Source organism: Streptococcus sp. VT 162 (genome assembly GCA_000688775.2).
Classification (GTDB): domain Bacteria; phylum Bacillota; class Bacilli; order Lactobacillales; family Streptococcaceae; genus Streptococcus.
In genome coordinates this window covers 1909473-1922906 of the sequence record CP007628.2, presented here as the reverse complement: position 1 = coordinate 1922906, position 13434 = coordinate 1909473, and the positions used below count along the sequence as shown (strand labels likewise).

11 protein-coding genes are annotated in these 13434 nt (G+C 42.9%); all 11 read left to right on the top strand.

Features of this window, described 5'->3' with window-relative positions:
• Positions 1–13: 13 nt before the first annotated feature.
• The 11 genes from V470_09525 (at position 14) to V470_09475 (ending at position 13407) form a co-directional block, all read left to right on the top strand.
• Positions 14–718, top strand: coding sequence for a glycerol transporter (locus V470_09525; GenBank protein AHZ48645.1), 705 nt, complete (start codon positions 14–16; stop codon positions 716–718).
• 376 nt (positions 719–1094) lie between these two features.
• Entirely contained in the window at positions 1095–2645 is a 1551-nt protein-coding gene (locus V470_09520; GenBank protein AHZ48644.1) for an alanine-phosphoribitol ligase, read from the top strand.
• Positions 2642–3886 (top strand): hypothetical protein, encoded by a 1245-nt coding sequence (locus V470_09515; protein ID AHZ48643.1) that lies wholly within the window; start codon positions 2642–2644, stop codon positions 3884–3886. Before V470_09520 ends, V470_09515 begins: the two co-directional genes overlap by 4 nt.
• 13 nt (positions 3887–3899) lie before the next feature.
• Positions 3900–4139 carry an alanine-phosphoribitol ligase gene (locus tag V470_09510; GenBank protein ID AHZ48642.1) on the top strand — a complete coding sequence of 80 codons (240 nt, stop codon included), beginning with the start codon at positions 3900–3902 and terminating at the stop codon, positions 4137–4139.
• Positions 4132–5400, top strand: coding sequence for a D-alanyl-lipoteichoic acid biosynthesis protein (locus tag V470_09505; GenBank protein ID AHZ48641.1), 1269 nt, complete (start codon positions 4132–4134; stop codon positions 5398–5400). The genes V470_09510 and V470_09505 overlap by 8 nt, the downstream gene beginning before the upstream one ends.
• Positions 5401–5542: 142 nt before the next feature.
• Complete coding sequence (locus V470_09500) at positions 5543–7594, top strand: metallophosphatase (GenBank protein AHZ48640.1); 2052 nt, start codon at positions 5543–5545, stop codon at positions 7592–7594.
• A 150-nt stretch (positions 7595–7744) separates the two neighbouring features.
• Positions 7745–8185 carry a MarR family transcriptional regulator gene (locus tag V470_09495; protein ID AHZ48639.1) on the top strand — a complete coding sequence of 147 codons (441 nt, stop codon included), beginning with the start codon at positions 7745–7747 and terminating at the stop codon, positions 8183–8185.
• Positions 8185–8889, top strand: a complete 705-nt coding sequence (locus tag V470_09490) for a zinc ABC transporter ATP-binding protein (GenBank protein AHZ48638.1) — start codon at positions 8185–8187, stop codon at positions 8887–8889. The genes V470_09495 and V470_09490 overlap by 1 nt, the downstream gene beginning before the upstream one ends.
• Positions 8882–9688 (top strand): zinc ABC transporter permease, encoded by an 807-nt coding sequence (locus tag V470_09485; GenBank protein AHZ48637.1) that lies wholly within the window; start codon positions 8882–8884, stop codon positions 9686–9688. The genes V470_09490 and V470_09485 overlap by 8 nt, the downstream gene beginning before the upstream one ends.
• 9 nt (positions 9689–9697) lie before the next feature.
• A complete protein-coding gene (locus V470_09480; GenBank protein ID AHZ48636.1) occupies positions 9698–11203 on the top strand; it encodes a zinc-binding protein in 1506 nt (501 codons plus the stop codon).
• Positions 11204–11727: 524 nt separating this feature from the next.
• Positions 11728–13407, top strand: a complete 1680-nt coding sequence (locus tag V470_09475) for an alpha-L-fucosidase (protein ID AHZ48635.1) — start codon at positions 11728–11730, stop codon at positions 13405–13407.
• Positions 13408–13434: the final 27 nt, after the last annotated feature.

Sequence of the window (13434 nt, the reverse complement as noted above, 5' to 3'; positions counted from 1 at the left end):
TGGAGACAAAGATATGATGAAAGAATTATTTGGAGAATTTTTGGGGACCTTAATCCTGATTTTCCTAGGAAATGGTGTTGTTGCAGGTGTGGTTCTTCCCAAAACTAAGAGCAACAATTCAGGATGGATTGTGATTACTATGGGATGGGGAATTGCTGTAGCCGTTGCGGCCTTTGTATCTGGCACGCTCAGTCCAGCCCACCTAAATCCAGCTGTGACGTTTGCTATGGCCTTAAAAGGAACACTCTCTTGGGGTTCTGTTTTCCCTTATATCCTAGCCCAATTCGCAGGAGCGATGGTGGCTCAGATTTTGGTTTGGTTGCAATTCAAACCACATTATGAGGCAGAAGAAAATGCAGGGAATATCTTAGCGACCTTTAGTACTGGACCAGCAATCAAGAATACAGTATCCAACTTGATCAGCGAAATCCTTGGAACCTTTGTTTTGCTCTTGACAATCTTTGCCTTGGGGCTCTATGACCTTCAAGCCGGTTTAGGGACCTTTGCAGTGGGGACCTTGATTGTTGGTATCGGTCTTTCACTAGGTGGGACAACGGGTTATGCCTTGAACCCAGCCCGTGACCTTGGACCTCGTATCATGCACAGCATCTTGCCAATTCCAAACAAGGGAGATGGAGACTGGTCTTATGCTTGGATTCCTGTTGTAGGACCTATCCTCGGAGCGGCCCTAGCAGTTCTCGTATTTTCACTTTTCTAAGATAAAAGAGTTATTGGCAACAGAGTTTGAGATGAAAATCTCAGGCTCTTTTTTGATGGCCAAAACATTAATATTTTAACTTATCTTAAAATAAGCTAAAACCAATTTTTAAGTTATGGTAAACAGTTGAAAAAAAGGTTGATAAAGTGGTAAAATGTTAGGAAGATAAGATACTAACAATACATACTGATAGTTAATAGAAATAATATATTAATGGATAGCTTATGAAAAAACAACGAAATTTACATGTATTCTTAGGCCGGACGGCTCTATATTTTGTAATCTTACTTGGTTTGCTTTATTTTTTTAGTTACCTTGGTCAGAGCCAAGGCACCTTTATTTATAATGAGTTCTAGTTTAAAGGAGAAGAGGAACAGTGTCTAATAAACCGATAAAAGATATGATTGAAACGATTGAGCACTTTGCTCAAACGCAACCAACATATCCTGTCTACAATGTTTTAGGGCAAGAGCATACTTATGGTGATCTGAAGGCTGATTCGGATAGTTTGGCTGCAACCATCGACCAACTAGGCTTGTCTGAGAAATCTCCAGTCGTCGTTTTTGGTGGTCAGGAATATGAGATGTTAGCTACCTTTGTAGCGCTAACTAAGTCAGGTCATGCCTACATTCCAATTGATAGCCATTCGGCCTTGGAACGAGTTTCTGCTATCGTAGAAGTTGCAGAGCCAAGCTTGATTATTGCTATCTCAGATTTTCCATTAGAGCAAACTAGCACACCGATGCTGAATTTAAAGCAAGTCCATGAAGCTTTTGCTCAAGCTTCCAGCTACGAGATGACCCATCCAGTCAAGGGAGATGACAACTACTACATCATCTTTACTTCTGGTACGACTGGTAAGCCTAAGGGAGTGCAGATCTCCCATGATAATCTCCTCAGCTTTACCAACTGGATGATTACAGATAAGGAATTTGCGACGCCAAGTCGTCCGCAAATGCTGGCTCAGCCCCCTTATTCTTTTGACCTATCTGTCATGTATTGGGCGCCAACCTTGGCACTGGGTGGCACGCTTTTCGCTCTTCCTTCAGCCATTACTCAGGATTTCAAAAAACTCTTTGCGACAATTTTTTCATTGCCAATCGCTATCTGGACCTCAACACCGTCTTTTGCAGATATGGCCATGTTGTCAGAAGACTTTAACAGCGAGAAAATGCCTGGCATCACGCATTTCTACTTTGATGGTGAAGAATTGACGGTCAAAACTGCTCAAAAACTGCGCGAGCGATTCCCAGATGCTCGTATTATCAATGCCTATGGTCCAACAGAAGCGACAGTAGCTTTGTCAGCAGTTGCCGTCACTGATGAGATGTTGACGACTCTCAAACGCCTGCCAATCGGCTATACCAAGGCCGATTCTCCGACCTTTATCATTGATGAGGAAGGTAAGAAAGTTCCAAATGGTGAGCAAGGAGAAATCATTGTTTCAGGGCCAGCTGTTTCAAAAGGCTATATGAATAATCCTGAAAAAACGGCAGAAGCTTTCTTTGAGTTCGAAGGTCTTCCAGCCTACCACACAGGGGATGTAGGAACCATGACAGATGAGGGATTGCTTCTCTATGGTGGACGCATGGATTTCCAGATTAAGTTTAATGGTTATCGCATTGAGCTGGAAGATGTCTCTCAAAACCTCAACAAGTCTCGCTTTATCGAGTCGGCTGTTGCTGTCCCACGTTATAACAAGGACCACAAGGTACAAAATCTACTGGCCTATGTCATCCTAAAAGACGGTGTCCGTCAGCAGTTTGAGCGTGATATCGATATTACCAAGGCTATCAAGGAAGACCTAGCAGATATCATGATGTCCTATATGATGCCGTCTAAGTTTCTTTATCGAGATAGTTTACCACTAACGCCTAATGGTAAAATTGACATCAAGGGCTTGATCAATGAGGTAAACAGCCAATGATGGAGCTTTATAAACAGCTACCTCATTTGGAACCTTATGGTGATCTTCAGTACTTTTTATACGTAATTGCTGCGACTTTACCTATCTTTATTGGTCTTTTTTTCAAGAAACGTTTTGCCTTGTACGAGGTGTTTGTTAGTCTCTTCTTTATCCTCACCATGTTGGTCGGTGGAAAGACGAATCAAATAAGCGCTTTGATCCTTTATGTTATCTGGCAAGTACTTCTTGTATCTTTCTACAAAAGGTACAGGAAACAACGGGATAGTAAATGGATATTTTACCTGGTTAGCTTTCTATCCCTATTGCCAATCGTCTTTGTGAAAGTATCTCCTGCTATTCATGGACCTCAATCTTTGTTTGGATTTTTAGGGATTTCTTACTTGACCTTTCGTGCAGTTGGGGTTATCGTTGAGTTGAGAGACGGTGTCATCAAGGAATTAACGATTTGGCAATTCTTACGTTTTCTTCTCTTTATGCCGACTTTCTCAAGTGGTCCTATTGATCGTTTCAAACGCTTCAATGAAAATTACGAGACCATTCCTGAACGGGATGAGTTGATGGACATGCTAGAAGAGGCTGTCAAATATATCATGCTTGGCTTCCTCTACAAGTTTATCTTGGCTCACATTTTAGGAGAGACATTATTGCCTCCGCTGAAAAATTTGGCCTTGCAGACAGGTGGTTTCTTTAACCTCTACGCTTTAGCGGTCATGTACACCTTTGGTCTGGAGCTCTTTTTTGACTTTGCGGGCTACTCTATGTTTGCCTTAGCCATTTCAAACTTGATGGGTATTCATAGTCCTATCAACTTTAACAAGCCCTTTTTGTCAAGGGATTTAAAAGAGTTTTGGAATCGCTGGCACATGAGTCTGTCTTTCTGGTTCCGTGACTTTGTCTTTATGCGGATGGTCATGGTGTTGACCAGAAAGAAGGTCTTTAAAAATCGCAATGTCACTTCAAGTGTAGCCTATATTCTCAATATGCTGATTATGGGATTTTGGCATGGTGTGACCTGGTACTACATCGCCTATGGACTTTTTCATGGGATTGGGCTGGTCATCAATGATGCTTGGGTTCGTAAGAAAAAAGCGCTCAATAAAGAACGGAAAAAAGCTGGAAAGGGTTCCTTACCTGAGAATCGCTGGATTCAGTTGCTTGGCATGGTTGTCACCTTCCATGTCGTGATGGTTTCATTCTTAATCTTTTCTGGATTTTTGAATGATTTATGGTTTAAAAAATAAAAGGATATAAAAAATGGATATCAAATCAGAAGTTATTGAAATTATTGATGAGTTGTTTATGGAAGATGTTTCTGACATGATGGATGAAGATCTTTTTGATGCCGGTGTCTTGGATAGCATGGGAACGGTTGAATTGATTGTGGAGATTGAAAACCGTTTTGACATTCGTGTTCCAGTGACGGAGTTCGGTCGTGATGACTGGAATACGGCTAATAAAATCGTAGAAGGTATTACGGAGTTGAAGAATGCTTAAACGCTTGTGGCTGATCTTCGGGCCTATCTTCATTGCTGGATTTTTGGTTCTTCTACTCATCTTTTTTTATCCAGGTACAACAAGCCATAATCTGACGGAGGAGAAATACTCGGCGGCTTCTGTTAGTGCAGAGAGTTTTAAAGAGAGAAGCCAAAAAGTAAGGGCTCTTACGGATCCAAATATGCGTTTTATTCCTTTTCTAGGGTCCAGTGAATGGATTCGATTTGATAGTGTCCATCCAGCTGTTTTAGCAGAAAAATACCATCGTCCCTATCGTCCTTACTTTCTAGGTCAAGCAGGAGCAGCCTCTCTCAATCAATATTTTGGTCTACAGCAAATTTTGCCAGAAATAGAGAATAAGCAGGCTGTATTTGTGATTTCGCCTCAGTGGTTTACGGAGACAGATTATGAACCCGCAGCGTTTCAGAGATTTTTTAACAGTGACCAATTAACAGCTTTTTTGGGAAATCAATCTGGTGACATTGCTGCAAAGCATGCGGCTATTCGATTGTTAAAGCAGAATCCTAATGTTGCATTGAAAGGCATTGTTCAAAAACTGTCAAAGGGTGAAGAATTATCAGATGTTGATCAGGTTGCTATTGATATTTTTGCGCGATTCAACGAAAAACAATCCGCTCTCTTTGGACAATTCTCCATTCGAGGACAACTCAAGTACAAGGAACACGTGGAGAACTATTTAAAAGATCTTCCGGATCAATTTTCTTATGATGAGTTAGAAAAAATTGTTCGTAAGGACGCAGAAGCAAATACGACCAATAACGATATGGGGATGGAAAATCATTTCTATACGAGAGAGATTCAAAAGGATTTAAAAAAATGGGAAGGGTATCAAAAAAATTACAACTTCCTCAAGTCCTCCGAGTACAATGATTTGCAGCTGGTTCTCAATCAATTTGCTAAGTCGAATGTCAATGTGCTCTTTGTCATTCAGCCGGTTAACAAGAAGTGGATGGAGTACACAGGGCTCAGCGAGGAGATGTACCAGCATGCAGTGGAGAAAATTCGTTACCAATTAGAAAGTCAAGGTTTCACCAACATTGCTGACTTTTCTAAAAAAGGTGGAGATCCCTACTTTGTCAAGGACACCATTCACATTGGTTGGTTGGGTTGGCTAGCTTTTGATAAGGTTGTCAATCCCTTCTTGACGGATCCGACTCCAGCTCCAGACTATAAGATGAATGACCGCTTCTTTAGCAAGGACTGGGCGACCTATGATGGGAACATCAAAGATTTCCAATAAAATGAGTTAAAAGTTTGGGATTTAAACCCAAGCTTTTTTGTTTAAATGGCGAATATTTAAGATAAAAATAGGTCAAAAGTTTCAAAATTTTTAGAAATAGCGTATAATATAAAAGAGAAAAAGAAAAGAAAGGGATTTTAAAATGAACAAACGTTCTTTGTTACCTGTCTTGTCGACAGCCCTGTTAGCTCCAGCCTTCTTAGCTGGACAAGTATACGCTGAAGAAGCAACAACTCCTGCAGAAAGTTCAGCTGTTGTAGCGACTCCTGCTACGTCGGCGACTCCAGCTCCTGTTGAGAGCCCTGCGGTACCGGAAACTTCGGAAACTTCAGAAGCGGTTGCACCTGCAGAAACTCCGTCAGCTCCTGCTGAATCTCCTAAAAGCGAAGAAAAGGACACCGTTATCTTACACACTAATGATGTCCATGGTCGTATTGTAGAGGAAAAGGGAGTAATTGGAGATGCCAAGTTAGCGACTGTCATTGAGCAGGAGCGTGCAAAATCAAATCAAAATACTCTGGTTGTTGATGCGGGAGATGCTTTCCAAGGTTTACCGATTTCCAACTCTACGAAGGGTGAAGCGCGTGCTGAAATTCTCAATCAGATGCAGTATGATGCCATGGCAGTAGGAAACCATGAGTTTGACTTTGGTTTGGACGAAGCTAAGAAATACAAGGAAATCTTGAAATTCCCATTACTTAGTTCAAATACCTACGTCAATGGTGCTCGTCTCTTTGAAGCTTCTACAATCGTTGATAAAGATAAGACTGTGGAAGGTGATGAGTTTGTTGTAATCGGTGTGACAACACCTGAAACCGCTACAAAAACCCACCCTAAAAACATTAAAGGGGTAACTTTTACAGATCCAATCTCTGAAGTCAATAAGGTCATCGAAGAAGTTCAAGCCAAGGCTCGTGCAGAAGGTAAGGACTACAAACACTATGTTGTGCTGGCTCACTTGGGTGTGGATACCACAACCCCAGTAGAATGGCGTGGTTCAACTTTGGCAGAAGCCTTGTCTAAAAATCCTCGTTTGAAAGGGAAACGCGTAACAGTAATCGACGGTCACTCTCATACAGTAGAATCAACGACTTATGGAGACAATGTTACCTATAACCAAACAGGAAGCTACCTTCATAATGTAGGGAAAATCACCTACAAATCACGTCAGCTTTTGGGCAATCCAACTCAGATTCCGGCTGCAGATGCTAAAAAATTACCAGCTAATCCTACAGTTGAAAAACTAGTCAAAGACATTAAACAAAAATACGATGCTGAAAATGCGGTTGAGATTGTCTCAAACAGCCCTGTAGAACTAAACGGTGATCGTGAAAATGTTCGGGTTCGTGAAACCAACCTCGGAAACGTCGTGGCAGACTCTCTCTATCAGTATGGTCAAACAGGATTTAGCCATCCGACAGACATCGCTGTGACAAATGGTGGTGGCTTGCGTGAAACCATTGCAAAAGGCAAACCAATTACTAAAGGAAATGTCATTGCCGTTCTTCCGTTTGGAAATACCATCTCACAAATCCAAGTGACGGGGCAACAAGTCTTGGATATGTTTGAAAAATCACTCGGATCTATCTTGCAGGTCGATAAGGATGGCAAGAAGGTCTTGGATGAGAACGGGCAACCATTGTTAGAACCAAGTGGTGGTTTCTTGCAAGTTTCAGGTGTGAAGGTCTACTATGATACCAACCTACCATCAGGTAAACGTGTCTTGGCCATCCAGGTCAAAAACCGCACGACTGGTCGTTATGATCTCCTAGACCTCGCAAAAACTTACTATCTTGCAACCAATGATTTCCTAGCTGCGGGTGGTGATGGCTACACGATGTTAGGTGGTGCGCGTGAAGAAGGCCCTTCTATGGATGCAGCCTTTGAAGAGTATCTGAAGACTGCTGATTTGACCCAGTATGAAAAGATCAATCCGAACTCACGGACGATTTCTGTGGATTCTAAAAACTTTAGTCTACCAGTAGAAACGCCTCAAACGAATGCGGCTGCTAACGATGTGACTACAAATGTGCCATTGACTTATGAGGTGGCAGGTCAATTTAGCAAGAAAGCAGTTGTCTCAGAAAAAGCCCTCCCAAATACAGGAAGCGAACAGTCCATCTTCTTGCTCTTAATGGGAATGGTAGCTGGTTTGGCAGGTATCTTGTCGAGTCGAAAACCAAAGATAAAATAGGTTAAATTTTACATCTAGAAGAGTCTAGGGAAACGTTTTTACGCCTTTTTCCCTTGACTCTTTTTTGGTTTATGATATAATTAACCAGTAAAGAATCGGTAGCTATCTAAGTTTTTTTTATGAAAAAGATAGCTAGGGAAGGAGTAACACATGAGACAGCTTGCACAGGAAATCGACAACTTTTTAAACGAGGTGATCTTGAGATCTGAGAACCAGCATGAAATTCTAATCGGGCATTGCACAAGTGACGTTGCCTTGACCAATACTCAGGAACACATCCTCATGCTCTTGTCAGAAGAATCCCTAACCAACTCGGAGTTGGCTCGTCGTCTCAATGTCAGTCAGGCGGCAGTGACCAAGGCTATCAAGTCTTTGGTCAAAGAGGGCATGTTAGAGACATCCAGAGATCCAAAGGATGCGCGTGTGATTTTTTACCAACTGACAGAGCTGGCTCGACCAGTAGCGGCAGAACACCACCATCATCATGAACACACGCTCTTAGCCTATGAACAAGTAGCAAGTCAGTTTACTCCAAATGAACAAGAAGTTATCCAGCGGTTTTTAACTGCTTTAGTAGGAGAAATCAAATAATGAGGTATATTACAGTAGAGGACTTGTCTTTCTATTATGACAAAGAGCCTGTCCTCGAGCATATCAACTATAGTGTTGATAGTGGGGAGTTTGTCACCTTGACTGGTGAAAATGGGGCTGCCAAGACGACGCTGATCAAGGCGAGTCTAGGCATCTTGCAACCAAGATTTGGTAAGGTAACCATCTCAAAGACAAATACTCATGGAAAAAAGCTTAGGATAGCCTATCTTCCCCAGCAGATAGCCAGTTTTAATGCTGGTTTTCCAAGTACAGTTTATGAATTTGTCAAGTCGGGTCGTTATCCGCGAAAGGGCTGGTTCCGTCGCTTGAATGCCCATGATGAGGAGCACATCAAGGCCAGTCTAGACTCAGTTGGTATGTGGGAACACCGTGACAAACGGATTGGTTCCCTCTCTGGTGGGCAAAAGCAACGGGCGGTTATTGCACGGATGTTTGCTTCTGACCCAGATATCTTTGTCCTGGATGAGCCGACAACAGGGATGGATGCTGGAAGTAAAAATGAATTTTACGAACTCATGCACCATAGTGCCCACCATCATGGCAAGGCTGTTTTGATGATTACCCATGATCCTGAGGAGGTCAAGGACTATGCGGATCGCAATATTCATCTAGTGCGTAACCAAGACTCGCCGTGGCGTTGTTTTAACGTTCACGAAAGCGACCAGGAGGTGGACCATGCTTAGTTTGTTATCTTATGACTTCATGCAGCGGGCCTTCTTGGCGGTCATTGCCATGAGTCTCTTTTCTCCAGTTCTTGGGACCTTCCTTATCTTACGTCGTCAGAGTCTTATGAGTGATACACTCAGCCACGTTTCTTTGTCTGGTGTAGCCTTTGGTCTGGTTTTGGGGATTTCTCCAACGATTTCAACCATTGCTATTGTCTTGATTGCAGCGGTTTTTCTGGAGTATCTCCGTACAGTCTATAAGAACTTTATGGAAATCGGGACTGCCATCCTCATGTCTACAGGGCTTGCAGTCTCCCTTATCGTGATGAGTAAGGGTAAAAGTTCTAGTTCCATGAGTTTGGACCAATATCTCTTTGGTTCGATTGTGACCATTAGCCAGGAGCAGGTGATGTTCCTCTTTGCCATTGCTGCGGTCGTTTTACTCTTGACTTTCTTATTCTTGCGACCAATGTATATCCTGACCTTTGATGAGGACACGGCCTTTGTGGATGGCTTGCCAGTTCGTACCATGTCTATCCTCTTTAATATGGTGACAGGGGTGGCCATTGCCCTTATGATTCCAGCTGCAGGAGCCCTTTTGGTGTCGACCATTATGGTCTTGCCAGCTAGCATTGCCCTTCGTCTGGGGAAAAACTTCAAATCCGTTATGTTACTAGCCAGCGCTATTGGCTTTTTGGGAATGGTGGCAGGTCTCTATATTTCCTACTATGCGGAAACACCTGCCAGCGCTAGTATCACCATTATCTTTGTAGCTGTCTTTTTGTTAGTCAGTCTACTGAAACGTTTTATCAAATAGGAGAATGAAATGAAAAAACTGAGCTTACTACTGGCTAGTCTATGTGCCCTGTTTTTAGTGGCTTGTTCCAATCAAAAACAGGCAGATGGGAAACTAAATATCGTGACAACCTTTTACCCTGTCTACGAATTTACCAAGCAAGTCGCAGGAGATACTGCTAATGTAGAACTTCTAATCGGTGCTGGTACAGAACCCCATGAGTATGAACCGTCTGCCAAGGCAGTTGCCAAAATCCAAGATGCAGATACCTTTGTCTATGAAAATGAAAACATGGAAACTTGGGTTCCAAAATTGTTAGAATCCTTGGATAAGAAAAAGGTGAAAACCATCAAGGCGACAGGTGATATGCTGCTCTTACCAGGTGGTAAGGAAGAAGAGGAAGGGCATGATCATGGTGGTGAGGGTCACCATCATGACTACGATCCCCACGTTTGGCTTTCACCAGCACGCGCCATCAAACTGGTAGAGCATATCCGTGACAGCTTGTCAGCAGATTATCCTGATAAAAAAGAGACTTTTGAGAAGAATGCAGCTGCCTATATTGAAAAATTGCAAGCATTGGACAAGGCCTACACAGATGGCTTGTCTCAAGCCAAACAAAAGAGCTTTGTGACTCAGCACGCTGCCTTTAACTACCTTGCCTTAGACTACGGTCTCAAGCAAGTATCCATCTCAGGTCTTTCACCAGATGCAGAGCCATCAGCAGCACGTTTGGCAGAATTGACCGAGTATATCAAGAAAAACAAGATTTCTTATATCTACTTTGAAGAAAATGCCTCACAAGCCCTCGCCAATACACTTTCAAAAGAAACAGGTGTCAAACTAGACGTGCTCAATCCGCTAGAAAGTCTGACAGAAGAAGCAACCAAGGCCGGTGAGGACTATATCTCCGTGATGGAGAAAAACCTCAAGGCTTTGAAACAAACAACAGACCAAGAAGGGCCAGAAATCGAACCAGAGAAGGAAGAAAACACCAAGACAGTTCACAATGGTTACTTTGAGGATGCAGATGTCAAAGACCGCACCTTGAGTGACTACGTTGGCAACTGGCAGTCGGTTTATCCTTTTCTTGAGGATGGGACCTTTGATCAAGTCTTTGACTACAAGGCTAAGTTGACTGGTAAGATGACCAAGGATGAGTACAAGGCCTACTATAGAAAAGGCTATCAGACAGATGTGACTAAGATCAACATCACGGACAACACTATGGAATTTGTTCAAGGTGGTCAAAGCAAGAAGTTCACCTACAAGTATGTCGGCAAGAAAATCTTGACTTATAAGAAAGGCAATCGTGGCGTGCGCTTCCTCTTTGAAGCGACAGATGCGGATGCTGGACAGTTCAAGTACGTTCAGTTTAGTGACCACAATATCGCCCCAGTCAAGGCAGAACATTTCCATATCTTCTTTGGAGGTACTAGCCAAGAAGCCCTCTTTGAAGAGATGGAAAACTGGCCAACCTACTACCCAGATAACCTATCTGGCCAAGAAATCGCCCAAGAAATGTTGGCGCATTGATGCAAGAGAGAATCCCGCAAATCTGCGGGATTTTTTGCTGGAAACGATTAGGTTGTTAGGTATTATAGTACCACAGTTGTGCTGTTCACAATGTGATAAAGAGGTCATTTTCTACTGGCTGATTCTAACTAGCTGGCAAATACAAAAGCTACGATTGTACAAATTATAGAATCTTTTCAGGGGATTTAGGAAGAAATCTTAGTCATATTGACGCTACTATCGCTTTTTGTTATAGTCAAGGAGAGAGCGGTCTGGAACAATAGTTTATTCACAGTCTGTGGATAAGTCTAGGGGAAAATAACATACAACTCTGGGTGTTGAAGTATCCTGATAATAGTTCCGTATATTAGTGACTTGCTAGAGAGCTGGCAGAAACCCTGGTACAAAGCTATTTGATAAAGGTCTGTTTAGGGTGAAAGCTTCCAAGTCTAAGAGCTGGAGTCTGAAAAGACTAGTTTTTAGGTATGTTTTCTTATCCACAAGTTGTGGATAACTTTGTGAACAAGAGAAAGAGATATGAGATGATGACAATAATAAAACCACATGGACCATTACCAAGTCAGGCCCAGCTAGCTTATTTAGAGGATGAACTAGCTGCCTTTATCCATTTTGGCCCCAATACCTTTTATGACCAAGAATGGGGAAGTGGGCAAGAGGATCCCAAGCGTTTTAACCCGACCAAGTTGGATGCGCGTGAATGGATTCGAGTGCTCAAAGAAACGGGTTTTAAAAAGCTGATTTTGGTGGTGAAGCACCATGATGGTTTTGTGCTCTATCCGTCAGCCCATACAGATTATTCGGTCAAGGCTAGCCCTTGGAGGGATGGAAAGGGGGACTTGCTCCTTGAGGTTTCCAAAGCTGTAACTGAGTTTGACATGGATATGGGAGTTTATTTATCTCCTTGGGATGCCCATAGTCCCCTCTATCATGTGGACCGAGAAGCAGACTACAATGCCTACTATCTGGCTCAATTGAAGGAAATCTTGTCAAATCCTGCCTATGGGAATGCCGGTAAGTTCACTGAGGTGTGGATGGATGGTGCTCGAGGCGAAGGGGCCCAGAAGGTCAACTATGAGTTTGAGACTTGGTTTGAAACCATTCGTGACTTGCAGGGCGATTGTTTGATTTTCTCAACTGAAGGGACCAGTATTCGCTGGATTGGAAATGAACGAGGCTATGCAGGGGATCCCTTGTGGCAAAAAGTCAAGCAAGACCAGTTGGGGACAGAGGCGGAATTAGATTATCTACAGCACGGAGACCCCTCGGGAACGCTGTTTTCAATCGGTGAGGCAGATGTTTCTCTTCGGCCAGGCTGGTTTTACCATGAGGATCAGGATCCCAAATCTCTCGAGGAGTTGGTCGAAATCTACTTTCACTCGGTAGGGCGGGGAACTCCACTCTTACTCAATATTCCGCCAAACCAAGATGGACTCTTTGACGAAAAGGATATCCGGCGACTGTATGAATTTGCTGCCTACCGTGACACACTCTATAGGGAAGATTTAGCTCTGGGAGCCAAGGTATCTGGCCCTGCTCTATCACCAGACTTTGCCTGTCATCATCTGACAGATGGACGGAAGACCAGTTCTTGGGCAAGTGTTGCAGAGTTGCCAATCCAATTAGAGCTCGATTTAGGATCACCTAAAAATTTTGATGTGATTGAGTTAAGAGAAGATTTGAAGTTGGGGCAACGCATCGCTGCTTTCCATGTTCAGGTAGAGTTGGATGGTGCCTGGCAGGAGTTTGGCTCTGGTTATACTGTTGGCTACAAACGTCTCTTACGAGGATCAGTCGTTGAGGCGCAGAAGATACGCGTGACCATTACAGAGGCACAGGATTTGCCAGTATTAACTAAGATTTCACTTTATAAAACACCTAGCTTGTCAAAAAAAGAAGCTGTTCAGCAACTAGAGTTTTCAGAAAAAAGTCTAGCTGTGACCAAGGGAGAAAATGTCCACTTTACAGTGAAGCGCATAGAATCTAGCAGTCCTTTAGAAGCTAAGATTTCGATTCAACCAGGGACGGGTGTGCATGGTGTTGTTTATCGGGACGAGATTCAAGTCCTTGCGTTTCAAGTTGGCGAGACTGAAAAAAGGCTGACGCTACCAACCTTGTATTTTGCAGGAGATAAAAGTTTAGATTTTTATCTAAATCTGACGGTAGATGGGCAGCTGATTGACCAGCTTCAGGTCCAAGTTTCATAAAAGAAGAACCTTTGCGCGATGCAAAGG